Here is a 20,249-nt window from a genome sequence, read left to right as displayed (position 1 = left end):
CCCGAGCGGTCGCGCCGCGTTCCGCGTGCGGTCACTCAGGTGACGTCACGGTGGCGAGCGGGTCGCCACCGGTCACCGAGGGGGTCGGCGGTGCGGGAGTCGGGGGACTCTCGCACCGCCTCCCAGGGGGCTCGGTTTCTCGAGTGGTGCGGGAGTCGGGGGACTCTCGCACCGCCTCCCAGGGTGCTCGTTTCTCGAGTGGTGCGGGAGTCGGGGGACTCTCGCACCGCCTCCCAGGGTGCTCGGTTGCCCGAGTGGTGCGGGAGTCGGGGAACTCTCGCACCGCCTCCCAGGGGGGCTCGGTTTCCCGAGTGGTGCGGGAGTCGGGGGACTCTCGCACCGCCTTACTCTGCGGTTGTAACCCGACGGTAACCGGGCGAACGTAGGCTCGAACGGTGAAGGCCATCCGACGGTTCACCGTCCGCCCCGTCCTCCCCGCGCGGCTCGCCGCGCTCGACGAGCTCGCCGCGAACCTGCGCTGGTCGTGGCATCAGCCGACGATCGCGCTCTTCCGGGAGGTGGATCCCGCGTCATGGGATGCCGACTCCGACCCGGTCGGGCTGCTCGGCGACGTCTCGCCCGAGCGACTCGACGAACTCGCGGCCGACGACGACTTCGTCGCCCGGGCGGACGCGCTCCGCGACGACCTGCGCGCCTACCTCAGCGAGCCGCGCTGGTACCAGTCGCTCGCCGACGCGCCCCGCTCGATCGCCTACTTCTCACCCGAGTTCGGGATCGCCGCGGCGCTGCCGCAGTACTCGGGCGGCCTCGGCATCCTCGCCGGCGACCACCTCAAGAGCGCCTCCGACCTCGGCGTGCCCATCGTCGGCGTCGGGCTGTTCTACCGCGCCGGCTACTTCCGGCAGGCCATCTCGCGCGAAGGCTGGCAGCAGGAGAGCTACCCGGTCGTCGACCCGGACGGTCTCCCGATGCGCGTGCTCCGCACCCCCGACGGCGCGGCAGCGCAGGTCGTGCTCGCGCTCCCGGAGGGGCGGGCGCTCACCGCCCGCATCTGGCGACTGGATGTCGGCCGGGTGCCGCTCCTGCTGCTCGACACCGACATCCCCGAGAACGACGAGGAGCTGCGCGGCGTCACCGACCGCCTCTACGGCGGCGGGGGAGAGCACCGCCTGCTCCAGGAGCTGCTGCTCGGCATCGGCGGTACGCGCGCCGTGAAGCTCTTCGCGGGGCTCGAGAACCGCCCGGAGCCCGAGGTGTTCCACAGCAACGAAGGGCACGCCGGATTCCTCGGACTCGAGCGCGCCGCCGACCTGATCGGCGAGGGTCTGTCGTTCGCCGAGGCGCTGCGCGTCGTGCGCGCCGGCACCGTGTTCACGACCCACACTCCGGTGCCCGCCGGCATCGACAGGTTCGAGTCGACGCTCGTCGAGCGCTACTTCTCGACCGACCTGCTGCCCGGCGTGGACGTCGACGACGTGCTCGCCCTCGGCGTCGAGCCGGACGAAGGCGACGGCCATCCCGACGACAAGCCGGCGGCCTTCAACATGGCGGTCATGGGCCTCCGGCTGGCGCAGCGCGCCAACGGCGTCTCGCAGCTGCACGGCGAGGTCAGCCGCGGCATGTTCCAAGCGCTGTGGCCCGACTTCGACGCCGAGGACGTGCCCATCACCTCGGTCACGAACGGCGTGCACGCCCCCACCTGGACCGACCCCGAGGTGTCGGCGCTCGCCGCGGCGAAGCTCGGCACCGGCGACACCACCACCGCCGACTGGTCGTCGCCCGCCGTCACCGACGCCGACCTGTGGGCGCTCAAGCGGCGGATGCGCGAGCACCTCGTGCAGGATGCCCGGCAGCGGATGTCGGCGGCCTGGGCGGAAGAGAACCCGGGCATCGCCGATCCGGCGTGGTTCCGCACGCTGCTCGATCCCGACGTGCTGACGATCGGCTTCGCGCGCCGCGTTCCCACCTATAAGCGGCTCACCCTCATGCTGCACGACCAGGAGCGCCTACGCGCCCTGCTGACGCATCCCGAGCGCCCCGTGCAGCTCGTCATCGCGGGCAAGTCGCACCCCGCCGACGACGAAGGCAAGCGGCTCATCCAGCGACTCGTCGAGTTCTCGCAGGGTCTCGACGTGCGGCACCGCATCGTCTTCCTGCCGAACTACGACATCGGGATGGCGCGTCACCTCTACCCGGGCTGCGACATCTGGCTCAACAACCCGCTGCGTCCGCTCGAAGCGTGCGGCACGTCGGGGATGAAGGCCGCGATGAACGGCGCGCTCAACCTGTCGATCCTCGACGGCTGGTGGAACGAGTACTACGACGACCGCAACGGCTGGGCGATCCCCTCGGCCGACTCCGCGGGCGACGGCGCCGAGCGCGACGCCCTCGAAGCCGCATCGCTCTACGACCTGCTCGAGCACCAGGTGGCGCCGCGCTTCTACGAACGGGATGCCGAGGGCGTGCCGCCGAAGTGGGTCGCCGACATGCGGCACACCCTGCACACCCTCTCGCCGGAGCTCTCGGCCGACCGGATGGTGCGCGAGTACGTCGAGAAGCTCTACGCGCCCGCGGCGCGGGCCGAGCGGGCGATCTCGGCGTCGGGCTTCACGCCCGCCCGTGAACTCGCCTCGTGGGTGGCGCGGGTGGAGGCGGGCTGGCCGTCGGTGCACGTCGCGCACGTGGAATCCGGGGGCGTCGACGCGACCCCGCAGCTCGGCGAGGAGCTCCACGTGCGCGCGTACGTCGAGCTGGGTGACCTCGCGCCCGACGACGTGAAGGTCGAGCTCGTGTCCGGCCACGCGCGCGAAGGGGATCGGCTCACCGACATCCAGCGGCTGCGGCTCGACCTCGAGTCGCACGACCTCGGCGCCCCGGCGACCTTCCACGGCACCGTGCGACTCGACCGGTCGGGGTCGTTCGGGTACACGGTGCGGGTGGTGCCCAACCACCCGTTGCTCGCCACGCCCGCCGAACTCGGGCTGCTCGCGACGGCCCGATGACCGCAGCGACCGGATGACGGGTCGTGCAGGCGCCGTGAACTAGGCTCACCACCATGCCGACCGCGCATTCCGTCCCCCGCGGGTGGCTCCGCCTCGTCGCCCCTGCCGTCGTCGCCGTCCTGCTGCTCGCGGGTTGCCAGGCCACGGCCGACACCGAGCTGGAAGACGAGCTCGCCACGATCGGCGGCGTCACCCAGGTGGATGTCGACTCGGAACGCGTGAAGGTGACGCTCTCCGGCGACATCCTCGCGGCAGACGCCGCCACGACCATCCTCGAGGTGCGCGACCGCGCCGTCGCCGGGCACGCGCTCGGTGCCGACGTCGAGCTCGTCGTCGTCCTCCCGGCCGGTGAGCGCGACCTGGGTGGCGCGCAGCCCTCGCAGGTGTACAGCTACGCCTCGTGGTCGGAGGGGGCGGCGTCCGATGCCGCGTTCGAGCAGCAGGCGACGTTCTTCGCGAGTCTGGCCGACTGGGAGACCCTGCTCGCCGGTCCGGCGCAATTCCGACACCTGGGCTTCACGGTGACCGGGGTCGCCGGGGAGTCACCCGTCGACACCGAAGCGCCGGTCGCGGGAGAGGCGCCGGTCGAGGGCGAGGCACCGGTGGAGGGCGAGGCACCGGTGGAGGGCGAGGGGGAGCTCTCCGTCCAGACCATCGCGGTGCAGCTGCGTCAGCCGTTCCCGACCGAGAACCTCGACGCCGACGTCGCCGCCGTGATCGCCGAACTCGACGCCCTGTGGGTCGCGAGCGGCGGTCTTCCCGAGGCGATCACGATCTCCTGATCGCCTCGGCGGTCGGCCGATCGGTCAGCGGGCGATGTCCGCGAGGAGGGCGCCCGTCGCACGTACGAGGTCGGCGGGGGCGAGCTCGAGGTCGAGGCCGCGGCGTCCGCCGCTCACGAACACCGAATCCCACAGCTCGGCCGTCTCGTCGAGCACCGTCGGGTGCGTCGTCTTCTGTCCGATCGGCGAGATGCCGCCGACGATGTAGCCTGTGCGGCGCTCGGCGACCGCGGGGTCGGCCATGACCGCCTTCTTGCCCCCGACCGCCGCGGCGAGTGCCTTGAGGTCGAGCTTGCCGGTGACGGGCACGATCCCGACGACGAGCGACGAGTCGACCACGGCGAGCAGCGTCTTGAACACCCGGTCGGCCTCGACGCCGAGGGCCTCCGCCGCTTCGCGCCCGAAGTCGGTCACCGCCGGATCGTGCACGTAGGCGCGTTCCGTGTACGGGATGCCGGCCGCACGCAGCGCGACCGTCGCGGGGGTGCTCACGTGCTCACCTGCTCACCGCGTGCTCAGTAGTACCCGCTGGTCGTGAGCGACATCATCAGGCCGACGTAGCCGACGATGAGGATGAGGCCGATCGCCGTGACGACGATGCCGACGATGAGTCCCGCCATCGCGAGCGAGCGGCCCGTGTTCGGGTTGCCGGCGGCGGCGCGCTTGCGCGCCTGGGCGAGGCCGAAGGCCGAGAGGATGATGCCCGAGATGCTCGCGATGACGCCGAGTACGAGCCACCCGGCGGCCGACACGATGAGGCCGGCGAGCGCGAGTCCGTTCGTGCCCGCGCCGTAGGCGGGGGCGCCGTACGGGGCCGGACTGTACGGCGAGGGTGCGTAGGGCGACGCGGTGTACGGGGTCGCCGCGGGCGCGCCGTAGTAGGGCTGCGTCGGCACGGCGTACGGGTCCGGACGGCCGTCGGCGGTCGAGGCGGCACCCGTGCCGAAGGCGAACCCGGTGGGATCGGCGACCGGAACGACGGCGGGAGCCGCGGTCTCGGCGACGGTGGCGGCCCGCTTGTGGTCCGACCACCCGGAGCCGTTCCACCAGCGCTCACCGGCGGGGTTCTCGGGGTCGGCGTACCAGCCGGCCGCGGGAGGAGCGGAGTCGGACATGAGTAAGAATCTAGTGTGCGCGCCGGCGGTTCCGGTCGCGCGACCTAGTGTGCGCGGAACAGCAGGATCGAGGTCGGCCCGACCGGCAGGTCTTCGCCGGGCACGTGCTCCGCCTCGCGATCGCTCAGGTCGTCCTGCGACGAGTCCCAGAGCAGCGTGTAGCCCGTGACGCCCTCGTGCTCGGGCAGCGTCACGACCACGTCGGTCTCGAGGCCGTGCACGACGAGCAGGATGCGGTTGAACTCCTCGAACTCCGGTGTCGACGCCGCGAGGTACTGCAGGGTGCGCTCGGCGGGGGAGTCCCAGTCGTCGAGCGACATGCTGAGGCCCTGCTTGTTGTACCAGTCCATCTGCGTCGCGCTCGGCGTCGTCTCGCCGAACCGTCCGAAGCGCACGGGACGCAGCGCGGGGTTGTCGCGGCGCAGCCAGATGAGTTGTCGCGTCACGTCGAGCAGCTCCCGCTGCCACTCCTGGTGCTCCCAGGAGAGCCAGGTGAGCTCCGAGTCGTGGCAGTAGGCGTTGTTGTTGCCGCGTTGCGAGCGACCCACCTCGTCGCCCGCGGTGAGCATCGGCACCCCGGCCGACAGCAGGAGGGTCCCGAGCAGGTTGCGGATGGCGCGCCGCCGGATCGCGAGCACGGTCTCGTCGGTCGTGGGGCCCTCGACGCCGTGGTTGAACGACTTGTTGTCGTTCGACCCGTCGCGGTTGCCCTCGCCGTTGCCGACGTTGTGCTTCTGGTCGTACGACACGAGATCCCACGCGGTGAAACCATCGTGCGCCGTGACGAAGTTGACGCTCGCGAGCGGGCCGCGTTCGAGCGCGAAGACGTGGTTCGACCCGGCCAGGCGTCGCGCGAGCGACCCGATCCCTCCGCTCGGCAGCCCTGTGCCGTCGCCGTCGGTGCCGCGCGCGTCGGCGACGTCGCGCAGCCAGAAGTTGCGCATCCGGTCGCGGTAGCCGTCGTTCCACTCCGAGTAGCCGGCCGGGAAGTTGCCCACCTGCCAGCCGCCCATGCCGACATCCCACGGCTCGGAGATCATCTTCACGCCCTGCAGCGCCGGATCGTCGAGGATGGCGCGCAGCAGCGGATGCTCGGGGTCGAACTCGGCGCCCGCGCCGCGCCCGAGCGTCGCCATGAGGTCGAACCGGAAGCCGTCGATCTGCACGTCGTTCGCCCAGTAGCGCAGCGAGTCGAGCACGAGGCGCTGCGCCGCGGGCCGCTCGAAGTCGAGCGTGTTCCCGCACCCGGTGGTGTCGATGTACGCGCCGTCGGCGTCCTGCCGGTAGTACGACGCGTTGTCGAGTCCGCGCCACGAGAAGACGGGACCGTCGCGACCCTCCTCCGCGGTGTGGTTGTAGACGACGTCGAGCACGACCTCGAGGCCCGCCTCGTGGAGGAGGCGCACCATCCCCTTGAACTCGCGCAGCACGGCGCCCGTGCCGCCGAACTGCGCCGCGCGCGTGGCGTGGCCGGCGTGGGGGGTGAAGAAGCTCAGCGAGTTGTAACCCCAGTAGTTGACGAGGCCCATCTTCTGCAGGCGCTGCTCGGAGACGCTCTGGTGCACGGGCAGCAGCTCGACCGTCGTCACGCCGAGGTCTTTCAGGTACTCGATCGTGGCGGGGTGGGCGAGACCCGCGTAGGTGCCGCGCAGGTCGTCCGGGATGCCGGGGTGCAGCTTCGTGAGGCCCTTCACGTGGGCCTCGTAGAGGACCGCGTGGTCGAGCGGGATGCCGGGCTTGCCGACGCCGCCCCAGTCGAACGCCTCGTCTTGCACGTAGCCGCGCCATTCACCCGACTCGGTGCGGGCGAGGCCCCGCGCGTACGGGTCGAGCAGATTCTTGCGCGGGTCGAACGCGTGGGTCGGACCCTCCGGCCCGCGGGCGCGCAGCGCGTAGTAGGTGCCGGGGGTGAGTTCGGGCGAGCTGCCGCTCCAGACGCCCGCGGAATCCTGGGTGAGGGAGAAGGTCGAGGAGGCGTACGCCGGGTCTTTGCCCGCGAAGACGCTCACCTCGATGCCGTGGGCGTTGGCGCTCCAGACTCGCACGTCGCCGCCCTCGGCGGTCGAGCGTACGCCGAGGTCCCGGAAGGGGTCGGTCGAGAGCTTCGCTCGAGTGGCGGCGGCGGGCATGCATTCCAGCGTATGGCTTCCTAGGGTGGGCTCATGGCCGTCTACCTGGATCATGCGGCGACGACGCCGATGCGGCCCGAGGTGCGGGCCGCCTACGTCGACGCGCTCGCGGTCGTCGGCAACCCCTCGTCGATCCACGCCCACGGGCAGGCCGCTCGCGACCTGCTCGAGACGGGGCGGGAGCGGGTCGCCGCCTCCCTCGGCGTCGACCCCGTCGAGGTGGTCTTCACGGGCGGCGGAACGGAGGCGGTCAACCTCGCGCTCAAGGGCACGTTCTGGTCGCGCAACCTCGCCGCCCGAGCAGTCCTCGGTGGTCGGGCAGCGCCCGACGGGGGCGTGTCGAGACCCCGACCGCGCATCCTCTCCTCCCGCGCCGAGCACCATGCGACGCTCGACTCGCTCGACTGGCTCGTGCGCCACGAGGGTGCGACCGTCGACTGGGTCGACGTGGATGCCGTGGGCCGCCTGGCGCTCGACTCGCTCGAGCGGGAGCTCGCCCGCGACCCCGACGGGATCGCCCTCGCGTCGTTCCTGTGGGCGAACAACGAGGTCGGCACCCTCCAACCCGTCGCCGAGATCGTCGCCCTGTGCCGCGCCGCCGGGGTGCCCGTGCACCTCGACGCGATCGCGGCCTACGGCGCCGTGCCGCTCGACCTGCACGCCGTCGGCGCCGACCTCGTGTCGGTGTCGGCCCACAAGATCGGCGGACCCGTCGGCGTCGGGGCGCTCATCGTCGCCCGCACGGCGACGGTCGAACCGCTTCTGCACGGCGGTAACCAGCAGCGCGTCCGGTCGGGCACGCAGGATGCGGCGGGAGCCGCCGCCTTCGGTGAGGCCGCCGCACGCCTCGGCGACGGGGTGGACGTCCTCGCCGCCCGGCGCGACCGCCTCATCGCGGGCCTCGCCAGCATCCCGGGTGCGGTGCTGCGCGGCGACCCGTCGCCGTCGGGACGGCTGCCCGGCAACGTGCACGCGACCTTCGCGGGAGCCGACGGCGACGCGCTGCTCTACCTGCTCGACCGCGCGGGGTTCTCGGTGTCGACCGGTTCGGCGTGCCAGGCGGGCGTCGCCGAGGTGTCGCACGTGCTGCTCGCGATGGGGGTGCCCGAGGCGGAGGCTCGCGGCGCCCTGCGCTTCACGCTCGGCCATGACACGACGGAGGCGGAGATCGACGCACTCCTCGCGGTGCTGCCGGGCGTGCTCGAGCAGGCCCGCTCCGCCCGCGCGATCCCCTAATCTCCGCGCATGGGCGAGGGATTCCTGGTGGCGCTCGTGCCGCTGCTCGCACTCGGCGGGCTCGGGACGGTGATCGCGGCGATCGGGCTGTGGTTCCGGATCGCGGGCGACCGCCTCGTCGAGGAGCCCGCGATCGTGGTCGCCGACGACGAGCTCGGCATGCTCGCGGTGCGCTGGGGCGGCCCCGACCTCGACGAACACGTCACGGTGCCGCTCCCGTCGTTCCGGCGGCTGACCCCCGGCGAGCGCGTGATCATCCGCCACCGGCCGGGCGAGACGTACCCGGTCGAGCTGCGCAGCGGGCTCGTGCGGGGGACTCCACTGTTCGTGATCGCCGCCGTCACGGTCGGTGTCGGCATCCTGTTCTCGCTCGCCGTGCTCCTCGTCGGCTGAGCCGCCCTGGTCGGCCGAGGCGCGCTCCTCAGCGCGCGGCGCGGCGGGCGGCCTGCTCGACGGGGTCGGGCACGGGGAGTGCCGCGATGAGGCGCTGCGTGTAGGGGTCCTGCGGGGCGCCGAGCACCTGCGCCGTGGGCCCCTGCTCGGCGATCTCACCGTGGTGCAGCACGACGACGCGGTGCGCGAGCAGGTCGACGACAGCGAGGTCGTGCGTGATGAACAGGCACGCGAAGCCGAAGCGCGCCTGCAGCTCGGCGAACAGCTCGAGCACGCGCGCCTGCACCGACACGTCGAGCGCGCTCGTCGGCTCGTCGGCGATGAGCAGCTTCGGGTCGAGCGCGAGGGCACGGGCGAGGGATGCGCGCTGCCGCTGCCCCCCGGACAGCTCGTGCGGGAACCTGTCACCGTAGTCGCCGGGCAGTTGCACGGCATCCAGCAGCTCGTCGACCTTCGCGCGCGCCGCCGCGGGGTTCGCGGCCATCCCGTGCACGACGAGCGGCTCGGCGATGCAGTCGGCGATCGTGAGCAGCGGGTTGAAGCTCGACGCCGGGTCCTGGAAGACGAACCCGAGGTCCTGCCGCTTGCCGTTGAGAGACTTCGGCCCGTCGGCGAGCTCCGCCCCGAGCACGCGCAGCGACCCGCCCGTGACACGCGTGAGCCCGGCCATGGCGCGGCCGATCGTCGTCTTGCCCGACCCCGACTCGCCGACCAGGCCGACGACCTCGCCGGGGCGGATGTCGAACGTGACGTCGTGCACGGCACGGAACGGCTTGCGCCCGAGCCGCCCGGGGTAGACGATCTCGAGGTCGCGCGCCGAGACGATCGGCTCCGCGCCCGCGTCGCCGGTGTACGCGCGGTCGGCGACCTCGAGCCGCGGCACGGCGGCGAGCAGCTGCTGCGTGTACTCGTGCTGCGGCGACGCGAACAGCTCGCGCACGGGAGCCGTCTCGACGATGTCGCCGCGGTACATCACGGCGACCCGGTCGGCGAGGTCGGCGACGACGCCCATGTTGTGCGTGATGAGCACGATCGCGGTGCCGATCTCCTCGCGGAGGTCGCGCAGCAGCTCGAGGATCTCCGCCTGCACGGTCACGTCGAGCGCGGTCGTCGGCTCGTCGGCGATGATCACCGCGGGCCGCAGCGCGAGCGCCATCGCGATGACGATGCGCTGCTTCTGCCCGCCCGAGAACTGGTGCGGGTAGTCGTCGACGCGGTGCTCGGGATCGGGGATGCCGACCCGGCGGAGCGTCTCGATCGCGGTGGCGCGGGCCTCGCGCTTCGACACCTTCCCGTGGGCGCGCAGCCCCTCCGCGACCTGCCAACCGACCGTGAAGACCGGGTTGAGCGCCGTCGACGGCTCCTGGAAGATCATCGCGGCGGCGGGTCCGCGCAGATCGCGCAGGCGCTCTCCGGAAAGCCCGACGACATCCGTGCCGGTCAGCAGCACCGCCCCGTCGACGCGCGCCGTCTCCGGCAGGAGGCCCAGGATGCTGCGGCCGGTCACGGTCTTGCCCGAGCCCGATTCGCCGACGATCGCGAGCACCTCGCCGGGTCGCACGTCGAGGTCGATGCCGCGCACCGCGCGCACGTCGCCGCCGTCGGTCGCGAACGTGATCGAGAGGTTGCGGATGTCGACCGCCCGCTCATCGCTCGTGGCGGCCATCACTTCACCTCTCCCAGTTCGTCGCGTGCGATCGGCTCCGACGCCGCCACGGCATCCGCGGGGGTCGCCGCCGCGCGCCGCCGCGTGCGCAGCCGCGGATCGGCGAGGTCGTTGAGGCTCTCGCCGACGAGCGTGATGCCGAGCACGACGAGCACGATCGCGGAGCCCGGGAACACCGAGGTCCACCAGATGCCGCTCGTGACGTCGGCGATCGAGCGGTTCAGGTCGTAGCCCCACTCGGCGCCCGACGACGGCTCGATGCCGAAGCCGAGGAAGCCGAGCCCGGCGAGGGTGAGGATCGCCTCCGAACTGTTGAGCGTGAAGATGAGCGGCAGCGTGCGGGTCGCGTTGCGGAAGACGTGCCGGAACATGATGCGCGGTGTCGAGGCGCCGATCACCTTCGCCGACTCGACGAACGCCTCCGACTTGATGCGCACCGCTTCGGCGCGGATCACCCGGAAGTACTGCGGGATGAACACGACGGTGATCGACACCGCGGCCGCGAACACGCCGCCGAGCAGACTCGAGCGGCCGCCCGAGATGACGATCGCGGCGACGATCGCGAGCAGCAGTGTCGGGAACGCGTAGACCGCATCGGCGATCACGACGAGCACCCGGTCGAGCCAGCCGCCGAGGTACCCCGAGACGAGGCCGAGCAGGATGCCGACGAAGATCGACAGCAGCACGGCGATGACGATGACGAGCAGCGCCGTCTGGCTGCCCCAGATGACCCGCGACAGCACGTCGTAGCCGCCGACGGTCGTGCCGAGCAGATGCTCCGCACTCGGCGGCTGCTGGGCGCCGAAGCGTTCGCCGTTCTCGGACAGCTGCGCGAAGCCGTAGGGCGCGATGACGGGCGCGAGGATCGCGGAGAGCACGAAGATCGCGCAGATCACGAGGCCCGCGGTGAGCATCCCGCGCTGCAGTCCCACCGACTGGCGGTACTGGTGCACGATCGGCAGGCGACGCAGGGTCGCGCGAAGACGGCCGGCCATCAGTACCTCACCCGCGGATCGATGAGGGCCGCGATCACGTCGACCACGAAGTTGGTGAGCGCGACGATCACGGCGAGCAGCGCGACGATGCCCTGCACGGCGACGAAGTCGCGGGCGCCGAGGTACTGCGCGAGCTGGAAGCCGAGACCCTCCCACTCGAACGTCGTCTCGGTGAGCACCGCGCCACCGAGCAGCAGCGCCATCTGGAGGCCGATGACCGTGATGATCGGGATGAGCGCCGGCTTGTAGGCGTGCGTGCGCACGAGGCGCACCTCGCCGATGCCGCGGGAGCGGGCGGCGTCGACGTACGGCATCGCGAGGGTGCCGATGACGTTCGTGCGCACGAGCCGGAGGAAGACGCCCGCTGTGAGCAGCCCGAGCGCGATGCCCGGCAGCACGGCGTGCGAGAGCACGTCGCCGATGATGTTCGGGTTACCGGTGCGGAGGGCGTCGATCAGGTAGATGCCGGTCGGGTTGTCGATGCGCCCGAGGGCGAGCTCGACGCGCACCGAGGCGCGGCCGGCGACGGGGAGCACACCGAGGCCGACGGCGAACACGAGCTTGAGCAGGAGGCCCGCGAAGAAGACGGGCGTCGCGTAGCAGAGGATCGCGAACACCCGCAGGAGCGCGTCCCCCCAGCGGTCGCGCACGGCGGCGGCGAGCATCCCGAGTGGGATGCCGACGACGAACGCGACGAGCAGAGCGTAGAAGGCGAGCTCGAGCGTCGCTCCGCCGTAGCGGAAGAGCACGTCGGTCACCTGCTGGTTGTCGGTGAGGGTCGTGCCGAAGTTGCCGGTGAAGGTCTGGCCGAGGTACTCGAGGTACTGCACGATGAGGGGCCGGTCGTAGCCGGCCTCCTGGATGCGCTCCTGGAGCTGGTCGGCGGGGAGTCGACCGCCGAGCGCCGCCGTGATCGGGTCGCCCGTCGTGCGCATGAGCAGGAACACCATCGTCACGAGGATGAAGACGGTGGGGAAGATCAGCAGGAAGCGCACGAGCAGGTAGATGCCCAGCGAGCCGCCGCTCTTCTTCCGGCGCTTCGCCACGGGTGGCGCCGTCGCCGTCGTGGTCATCGGAACAACTCTCTCACCTCGGTTCGAGCCCGGCCAGGGGCAGACGTGACCGGGGGTGACCCGCGAGAACGCGAGTCACCCCCGGTTGTGCTGGATCAGCGGGTGATGGACGCCCACCGCAGCTTGAACGAGGCGTCGAGGACGATGCCCTCGATGTCGGTGCCCGACACCGCCGTCTGCGCGCCCTGGAGGTAGGGCACGGTCGACAGCTGCTCCGCGACGGCGGCCTGGATGTCGCCGATCAGAGCCTCGCGCTCGCCGGCGTCGGTCGTGACCGCCTGCTGGAGGATCATCTCGTCGACGGCCGGGTCGCTGAAGTGGTTCCCGAGGAAGTTGTTCGTCAGGAAGAACGGCGTCAGGTAGTTGTCGGCGTCCGAGTAGTCCGGGAACCAGCCGAGCTGGTAGGCCGGGTAGACGTCGGCGGTGCGGTCTTCCGCGTACTGCACCCACTCGGTCGACTGGAGGTTGACGGTGAACAGGCCGTCCGCCTCGAGCTGGTCCTTGATGAGCGCGTACTCGTCACCCGAGCTCGGGCCGTAGTGGTCCGGGCTGTACTGCAGGTTGAGGGTGACCGGCGTGGTGATGCCCGCCTCGGCGAGACGCGCCGCGGCCTTCTCGGCGTCGGCGCCGCCGTCGGTGCCGTAGAGGTCCTTCAGCACCTCGGTGGCACCGGCGAAGCCGTCCGGCACGAAGGAGTACAGCGGCGTGTAGGTGCCCTTGTAGACCTGCTCCGAGATCGCCTCGCGGTCGATGAGATCGGCCACGGCCTGACGCACCGCGAGCGCCTTGGCCGGGTCGGCCTCCGCGGTCGTGGCGCCGAACGGCTGGGTGTTGAAGTTGAAGACGATGTAGCGGATCTCGCCGCCGGGGCCGTCGTGGACGGTCACCGCGTCGTTACCCGCGAGGTCGGCCACGTCGGTCGCCGAGAGGCTGCGGTACGCGACGTCGATCTCGCCTTCCTGCACGTCGAGCTTGAGGTTCGACGAGTCGGCGTAGTAGCTGAGGATGATGCCGTCGTTGACCGGCGCGTCGAGCACGTTGGAGACGTACTCGGGGTTCGGCGAGAACTCGACGGTCTGGTTGAAGTCCCAGCTCGTGATCGTGTACGGGCCGCCGAAGGCGTTCGCGTCGACGATCTCCTGGTCGGGCGTGAGCGCGTCGGCCGAGAAGACCTCGTCGTCGACGATCGCGCCGGGGAAGCTCGTCAGGATGAACGGGAAGACCTGGTCGTTCTCGCTCTTGAGGTGGAAGACGACGGTCGTGTCATCGGTCGCCTCGACGCTGTCGAGGTTGTAGAGCAGGCTCGAGGCGCCGTTGGGATCGGCGATCGCGATGTTGCGCTCGAACGAGAACACCACGTCGTTCGCGTCGAGCACGTTGCCGTTGGCCCACGTGAGGCCCTCGGGCAGCGTCACCGTGTACTCGTCGGGCGCCGTGAACTCGGCGGTCTCGGCGAGCGAGGGTACGACCTCGGTGCTGTTCTGGGCGGTGTCGACGAGGTACGGGAACACGTTGACCTGAACCGCGAGCGAGCCGTTGTCGTAGGAACCGGCGGGATCGAGGGTGGTGACCTTGTCGGTCGTGCCGACGAGGATGACGTTGTCACCCTCGCCGCCGGTGCCGCCGGCGCAGCCGGCGAGGAGGAGTGCCACGGCAGGTACCGCGGCGAGTGCGACGCGTGTGCGCGTCGTGCGAAGGGAATTCATTCCCCTGCCTCTCTGTGTGTGTGATCACGGTGACGGAGGCTGCCCCGGATGAGTTCATGCCCCCGACGCGGTCCAGAGGCGGGCCGCGACAAGTGTCTGGTCTAACACATCCCGGTGGGTGAGTTCGACTTGTGAACAGATCGCACCCGGATCGTTACGCAGATCGTGACGCAGAGCAGGCGGCTCGGCGCCGCGCGCGGCTACTCGCTGATCGGGTCGACCCAGTAGCGCAACTGCTCGGCGTCGTGGGTCTGCTCGAGCTTCACGGCCCACTCGGCGTTCTGGAAGTACCACTGCTCGACGCCGTCGGAGTCGACGGTGACCTTGAGGTCGTAGCCCGCCGCCTCGAAGCCGTCGGCGAACGCGCGCGCCTCGTCGCTCGTCACCTCGCCGTAGATGTACTCCCACGCGCTCGACTCGGGCGTGGCGCTCACCAGCACCCCGGGCGGCACGGGGAGGGAGGCGTCGAGGCCCTCGGGCCGCTCGGCCGCGGGCGGAGCCTCGGTGGTGGGCTGTTCGGCGCCACCGTCGTCGTCGCCACCCCCCGCGGCAGGGGCCGTGCAGCCGCCGAGCAGCAGGAGGGCGAGGGTCGCCGCCGCGATCGGGCCGGCGGTGGTGAGGTGTCGGGTCGAGTTCTTCATGATGGTCGAGAGGCTGCCGCAGGTCGCCGGGCGCCGACCATGAGCACTTTCCACTCATCCGTCGACCGGGGCATCCCTGCGCGCGACCGGCGACCTTCGCGCCTCCCGGGTACCCTTTCGGGGTGAGAGTTCTCGCGGCGATGAGCGGTGGCGTCGACAGCGCCGTCGCCGCCGCGCGGGCCGTGGAAGCCGGGCACGACGTCGTCGGCGTGCACCTCGCGCTCTCCCGGCAGCGCGGCACGCTGCGCACCGGATCGCGCGGCTGCTGCACGATCGAGGACGCGCTCGACGCCCGCCGCGCGGCGAACCTGCTCGGCATCCCGTTCTACGTGTGGGACTTCAGCGAGCGCTTCGCCGAAGACGTCGTGGATGACTTCATCGCCGAGTACGCCGCCGGTCGCACACCCAACCCGTGCCTGCGCTGCAACGAGAAGATCAAGTTCGCGGCGCTCATGGACAAGGCGCTCGCGCTCGGCTTCGACGCCGTCGCGACCGGGCACTACGCCGATGTGCGGGTGATGCCCGACGGGTCGCGCGAGTTGCACCGCGCCGCCACGTGGGCGAAGGACCAGTCGTACGTGCTCGGCGTGCTCACGGCGGAGCAGCTCGCGCACCCGATGTTCCCGCTCGGCGCGACCCCGTCGAAGGATCTCGCGCGCGCCGAAGCCGCCGCGCGTGGGCTCACGGTCGCGCAGAAGCCCCACTCGCACGACATCTGCTTCATCCCCGACGGCGACACCCGCGGCTGGCTCGCCGAGAAGGTCGACCTCGTCGAGGGCGCGATCGTCGACCGTGCGGGTGACAGGGTCGGCACCCACGGCGGCTCGCTCGCCTTCACCGTCGGCCAGCGGAAGGGCCTCGACATCGGCTACCCGGCGGCCGACGGCAAGCCGCGCTACGTGCTCGAGGTGCGTCCCGTCACGAACGAGGTCGTCGTCGGACCGCGGGAGGCGCTCGCGATCGCCGAGCTCGCCGGGTCGCGCATCTCGTGGGCGGGCAACCCTCCCGGGGATGCCACCGTGCCGTTCGCGTGCGAGGTGCAGGTGCGGGCGCACGGCGACCCCGTGCCGGCCACCGCCGTCGTACGCGAGACGTCACCGGGCACGACCGAGCTCGTCGTCACCGTGTCGGAGCCGCTCAGCGGTGTCGCCCCCGGGCAGAGCGCGGTGCTCTACGTCGGCACGCGCGTGCTCGGCCAGTGCACGATCGACCGCACCGTCTCCGCCGTCCCCGTCTCGGTGGTCGAGTAGCGCCCGCAGGGCGCGTGTCGAGACCCCCGCGCCCGTCGGCGGTCGTTCCTAAGCTGAGCCCATGCCTCGTGGTGCGCAGCCGGACCCCATCGACGCTTCGACACGCGGCGCTGCCGCTACTCAGCGCGAGCAGGTCCCCGAGACCACGAGTGTCGACCTCGCGGCCGCCCGTGACGAGGCGCAGGCGCTGACCACCCGCATCCTTGAACTGCGCGAGGCGTACTACGAGCGCGACACCGTCCTCGTCGACGACGCCGAGTACGACGCGCTCATCCACCGCCTCGAAGAGCTCGAGCGCCGGCATCCCGAGCTGCAGAGCCAAGACAGCCCGACACAGACGGTCGGGGGCGGCACCTCGCGGCTGTTCGATCCCGTGCGGCACGCCGAACGGATGCTGTCGCTCGACAACGTCTTCAGCCGCGACGAGTTCGTCGCCTGGGCGGCGAAGGTCGAGCGCGACGCCGGCCGCCGCGTCGACTACCTGTGCGAACTGAAGATCGACGGCCTCGCCCTCAACCTCCGCTACGAGAACGGCACCCTCGTGTCGGCCGCGACGCGCGGCGACGGCATCACGGGTGAAGATGTCACCGAGAACGTGCGGCTCATCACCTCGATCCCGCGCACGCTCGCGGGCTCCGGGCATCCGCCGCTCGTCGAGGTGCGCGGCGAGGTGTTCTTCACGACCGCCGCCTTCGAGACGCTCAACGCCGCCCAGGTCGAGGCGGGCGATCGGGTGTTCGCCAACCCGCGCAACGCGGCATCCGGGTCGCTGCGGCAGAAGGAGGAGGGCAAGTCGGGCGACGCCCTCACCCGTATGAGAAACCGCATCGGGCACCTGTCGATGCTCGTGCACGGTATCGGCGCGTGGCAGAACCCGCCCGTGTCGTCGCAGTCGGAGGTCTACGAGCTGCTGAAGTCGTGGGGGCTACCGACGTCGCCGCGCTTCGAGGTGGCGGAGGATGCCGACGGGGCCGCCGCGTTCATCGAGCGCTACGGAGAGAACCGGCACTCGGTCGAGCACGAGATCGACGGCGTCGTCGTCAAGGTCGACGAGCTCGCGCTGCACGACGAACTCGGCGCCACGTCGCGCGCGCCGCGGTGGGCGATCGCCTACAAGTACCCGCCTGAGCAGGTGAACACGAAGCTGCTCGACATCGTCGTGTCGATCGGACGCACCGGGCGGGCGACGCCGTTCGCCGTCATGGAGCCTGTGCGCGTCTCCGGGTCGACCGTGCGGCAGGCGACCCTGCACAACCAGGACGTCGTGAAGCTCAAGGGCGTGCTCATCGGCGACACCGTCGTGCTGCGCAAGGCGGGCGACGTCATCCCCGAAGTGCTCGGCCCGGTCGTCGAGCTGCGCGACGGCACCGAGCGGGAGTTCGTCATGCCCGCCGACTGCCCGGTGTGCGGTACGCCGCTCAAGCCGGCGAAGGAAGCCGACGTCGACCTGCGCTGCCCGAGCGCCCGGTCGTGCCCCGCCCAGGTGCGCGGACGCGTCGAGCACATCGGCTCGCGCGGCGCCCTCGACATCGAGGGTCTCGGCGAGATCGGCGCGGTCGCGCTCACGCAGCCCGACATCCCGTCGCCCCCGCCGCTCGTCACCGAAGCGGGCCTGTTCGCGCTCACGATGGACGACCTGCTGCCGATCGAGGTGCGCGTGCGCGACGCCGAGACCGGCATGGTCAGAGTGGATGCCGAGGGTCGCCCCGATCTGCGCTCGCCGTTCCGGCGCATCGTCACGCAGGCCCGCAAAGACCAGCCCGCCGTGACGGGTCCGTCGGCGGTGGCCGAGAAGCTGCTCTCCGAGCTCGAGCTCGCGAAGTCGAAAGAGCTGTGGCGGTTCCTCGTCGCGCTCTCGATCCGGCACGTCGGGCCCGTCGCGGCGCGCGCTCTCGCCGGATACTTCGGGTCGCTCGACGCGATCCGCGCGGCCACCCGAGAGGAACTCGCCGCAGTCGAAGGCGTGGGCGGCATCATCGCCGACGCCGTGCTCGAGTGGTTCGAAGTCGACTGGCACCGCGAGATCGTCGAATCCTGGGCGGCGGCGGGCGTGCCGTGGTCGGTGCCGGGGCACCCCGGCCCGGGGCAGGCCGGGGGAGTGGACGGGCCGCTCGCCGGGCTCACCGTCGTCGCCACCGGGTCGCTCGAGGGGTATTCGCGCGAGGAGGCGCAGGAGGCGATCCTGCGTGCCGGGGGTAAAGCCGCCTCCAGTGTCTCGAAGAAGACCGACTTCGTCGCGGCCGGTCCGGGGGCGGGGTCGAAGCTCGCGAAAGCCGAGGAGCTGGGGCTGCGTATCATCGACGCGGCGCAGTTCAAGTTGCTCGTCGAGCAGGGTCCGGCGGCGCTCCCGCCGGTCGAGCAACCGGGCGAGTAGGCGGCCGAGCACCCTCGCGTCGTCGGTCGAAGCGCGGACACCCGGGTGGGCGACGGTGTTCGTCGTGCGCGCGGACGCTCCGGCTCGCGCGCTCCCTTCGCAGCGAGGTATCGGCGGGGTACATCTCACGGCGGCATCCCGCGCGAAGAAAAAGTTCGGCGATCCGCGTCATAGTCCGCGGCACCGGCTGTCTCTTCCGGTGAGACACCCGAGCGGATGCGGGTCCGCACGGCGTCGACGGCGACGCGTCGAGGAGTGGTTCCTGATCCTCCACACTCGACGCGTCGCCACCCCCCCCTGGTGAAAGAGGCACCGTACGGGGGACAGTCGGGGCCGGCGAACCCACTCCGTCCGGGCTGCGGAATCCGTCGTCGCGGGTCTCGAGAGCAGGACACCGACGGGTCGTCCTACCCCTCGAACGGGGTACGAAAGCGAGGTAGCGTCCCCGAAACGGGGGACAGATGCGTGAATTCTGGGCGTTTTCCGAGCGCGAGCCGTGATCGCCCCCCATTCGGGTGCCAGCGTGACCCTAGAATGCGGGGTAGTACGGTGACGCTCGCCCGCGCGATGGCGGACGCGCCGCACGCTGGGCGATGGGACAACCCGACGTGCTGTTCACAGCATTCCTCTCGACCCCGGCGATCGCCGCAGGGCTCGCCGGGGCCCTCGCCATGCTCCCCTCCGTTCCGCCCGTCTCGGGCGCGTCGATCGCGGAGGCACTCGCCCGTCCCGCCGTGGTCTCCGGCGTCGACGCCGGCACCCCGCAGCCCTTCATCGGTCCCGACCCGGTGGGCGGCGGCTCGTCCCTCGACACGATCGCCCGGCTCGACGGCGTCGCGCTCCTCGATCAGCTCGTGCGGCTCAGCTCGAACGAGCGCTCGGAGTTCCTGCAGCAGCATCCCGAGGCGATCCTCGACCTGAGCGAGACGCCGCCGATGGCATCCGCGGTGTCCGACTGGTGGTCCCGCACGTTCGGCACGGCGCGCGCCGGGCTCATCGCCGACCTTCCCGGCGTCGTCGGCAACCTCGAAGGTCTCCCGTACGCGGTGCGCGACCGCGCGAACCGGGCGTTCCTGTCGTCGACCGTCTTCGACATCCGCGCCCAGCTGGATGCCGGGGTCGGCCGCGCGATGGAAGACGAGTTGCGCGCGCGGCTGCGCATGCTGAGCTCGGTCGAGGAGGCGTTGCGCACGGGCGAGTCGGGCGCGGAGCGCACCCTCGTCTCGCTCGACGTCACCGGCCAGGGCCGCGCGGTGATCGCCGTCGGCGACCTGAGCGTCGCCGACTACGTCACGTTCTTCGTGCCCGGCATGTACGTCGGCGTGAGCGAGCAGCTCGTCGACTGGACCGGCAACGCCGAGACGTCGCTGCTCGAGCAGCAGGAGTGGCTCGACCGGCTGGGGCTCGAGAGTGAGGCCGCGACGGTCGCCTGGATCGGCTACCAGACCCCGACGATCGTCAACATCTCGTCGTTCGACCTCGCCTACCAGGGTCGGGATGCTCTCACCTGGTCGCTCGAGGGCCTCACCGCCGTGCGCGACAGCGTGGCGGATGCCGGTGCGCCGTTCGTCTCGATCGTCGCCCACTCCTACGGGTCGACCGCAGCGATGCTCGCGCTGCAGGAGAACGACATCTCCGTCGACGCGCTCGTGCTGGTCGGGTCGCCGGGCAGCCCGGCGACGAGCGTCGACGACCTCAAGGTGACGGGCGGCAACGTGTGGGTCGCCGCGGCCGACAGCGACCCGATCCCGCGCAGCGGCGTGTTCGGCAGTCAGCCGCTCGACGCCGACTTCGGCGCGCACCGCTTCTCGGTGCGCGGCATGAGCGACCCGATCACCGGCGAGAAGCTCGCGGAGATCAGCGGCCACGTGTACTACTTCTGGCCGGGCACGACGTCGGTGCGCAACACCGCGCTCATCTCGATCG

15 protein-coding genes are annotated in these 20,249 nt (G+C 71.4%); 7 read left to right on the top strand and 8 right to left on the bottom strand.

Annotated elements, in window-relative coordinates:
* Positions 1–395: 395 nt before the first annotated feature.
* Positions 396–2,963, top strand: coding sequence for an alpha-glucan family phosphorylase (gene glgP / locus ACO1X9_RS05740; protein ID WP_486349870.1), 2,568 nt, complete (start codon positions 396–398; stop codon positions 2,961–2,963).
* A gap of 53 nt (positions 2,964–3,016) precedes the next feature.
* Positions 3,017–3,745, top strand: coding sequence for a hypothetical protein (locus tag ACO1X9_RS05735; protein WP_486349869.1), 729 nt, complete (start codon positions 3,017–3,019; stop codon positions 3,743–3,745).
* A gap of 24 nt (positions 3,746–3,769) precedes the next feature.
* On the opposite strand, the gene ybaK is transcribed toward ACO1X9_RS05735, so the two are convergent.
* The 3 genes from ybaK to glgX are packed head-to-tail and all read right to left on the bottom strand — an operon-like array spanning position 3,770 to position 6,989.
* Positions 3,770–4,237, bottom strand: a complete 468-nt coding sequence (gene ybaK / locus ACO1X9_RS05730; RefSeq protein WP_486349868.1) for a Cys-tRNA(Pro) deacylase — start codon at positions 4,235–4,237, stop codon at positions 3,770–3,772.
* 23 nt (positions 4,238–4,260) lie between these two features.
* Positions 4,261–4,860: a DUF2510 domain-containing protein gene (locus ACO1X9_RS05725; RefSeq protein ID WP_486349867.1), complete on the bottom strand. Its 600-nt coding sequence runs from the start codon at positions 4,858–4,860 to the stop codon at positions 4,261–4,263.
* A gap of 44 nt (positions 4,861–4,904) precedes the next feature.
* A complete protein-coding gene (gene glgX, locus ACO1X9_RS05720) occupies positions 4,905–6,989 on the bottom strand; it encodes a glycogen debranching protein GlgX (RefSeq protein ID WP_486349866.1) in 2,085 nt (694 codons plus the stop codon).
* 33 nt (positions 6,990–7,022) lie between these two features.
* Here glgX and ACO1X9_RS05715 point away from each other — a divergent pair, with 33 nt between their 5' ends.
* The gene (locus ACO1X9_RS05715) at positions 7,023–8,225 is read left to right on the top strand and encodes a cysteine desulfurase family protein (protein WP_486349865.1); all 1,203 of its coding nucleotides are present in this window, start codon (positions 7,023–7,025) and stop codon (positions 8,223–8,225) included.
* A gap of 9 nt (positions 8,226–8,234) precedes the next feature.
* The gene (locus ACO1X9_RS05710) at positions 8,235–8,618 is read left to right on the top strand and encodes a hypothetical protein (RefSeq protein WP_486349864.1); all 384 of its coding nucleotides are present in this window, start codon (positions 8,235–8,237) and stop codon (positions 8,616–8,618) included.
* Positions 8,619–8,646: 28 nt separating this feature from the next.
* Here the strand turns inward: ACO1X9_RS05710 and ACO1X9_RS05705 are convergent, their stop codons facing one another.
* The 5 genes from ACO1X9_RS05705 to ACO1X9_RS05685 form a co-directional block, all read right to left on the bottom strand.
* Complete coding sequence (locus ACO1X9_RS05705; RefSeq protein WP_486349863.1) at positions 8,647–10,284, bottom strand: ABC transporter ATP-binding protein; 1,638 nt, start codon at positions 10,282–10,284, stop codon at positions 8,647–8,649.
* On the bottom strand, positions 10,284–11,279 hold the full coding sequence (locus ACO1X9_RS05700) for an ABC transporter permease (protein ID WP_486349862.1): 996 nt from the start codon (positions 11,277–11,279) through the stop codon (positions 10,284–10,286). Before ACO1X9_RS05700 ends, ACO1X9_RS05705 begins: the two co-directional genes overlap by 1 nt.
* Positions 11,279–12,352 (bottom strand): ABC transporter permease, encoded by a 1,074-nt coding sequence (locus ACO1X9_RS05695; RefSeq protein WP_486349861.1) that lies wholly within the window; start codon positions 12,350–12,352, stop codon positions 11,279–11,281. Before ACO1X9_RS05695 ends, ACO1X9_RS05700 begins: the two co-directional genes overlap by 1 nt.
* 95 nt (positions 12,353–12,447) lie before the next feature.
* Positions 12,448–14,058 carry an ABC transporter substrate-binding protein gene (locus tag ACO1X9_RS05690; protein ID WP_486349860.1) on the bottom strand — a complete coding sequence of 537 codons (1,611 nt, stop codon included), beginning with the start codon at positions 14,056–14,058 and terminating at the stop codon, positions 12,448–12,450.
* 200 nt (positions 14,059–14,258) lie between these two features.
* A complete protein-coding gene (locus tag ACO1X9_RS05685) occupies positions 14,259–14,699 on the bottom strand; it encodes a hypothetical protein (protein WP_486349859.1) in 441 nt (146 codons plus the stop codon).
* A 122-nt stretch (positions 14,700–14,821) separates the two neighbouring features.
* Here ACO1X9_RS05685 and mnmA point away from each other — a divergent pair, with 122 nt between their 5' ends.
* The 3 genes from mnmA to ACO1X9_RS05670 form a co-directional block, all read left to right on the top strand.
* Entirely contained in the window at positions 14,822–15,949 is a 1,128-nt protein-coding gene (gene mnmA, locus ACO1X9_RS05680; protein ID WP_486349858.1) for a tRNA 2-thiouridine(34) synthase MnmA, read from the top strand.
* Positions 15,950–16,010: 61 nt separating this feature from the next.
* Positions 16,011–18,323: an NAD-dependent DNA ligase LigA gene (gene ligA, locus ACO1X9_RS05675; RefSeq protein ID WP_486349857.1), complete on the top strand. Its 2,313-nt coding sequence runs from the start codon at positions 16,011–16,013 to the stop codon at positions 18,321–18,323.
* Between the two features lie 593 nt (positions 18,324–18,916).
* The coding region (locus ACO1X9_RS05670) for an alpha/beta hydrolase (protein WP_486349856.1) at positions 18,917–20,249 on the top strand (1,333 nt) is incomplete at its 3' end.

Source organism: Pseudolysinimonas sp., from assembly GCF_057350545.1.
Note: the sequence above shows the minus strand (reverse complement) of the source record. Positions and strands in the feature narration are given on the sequence as shown.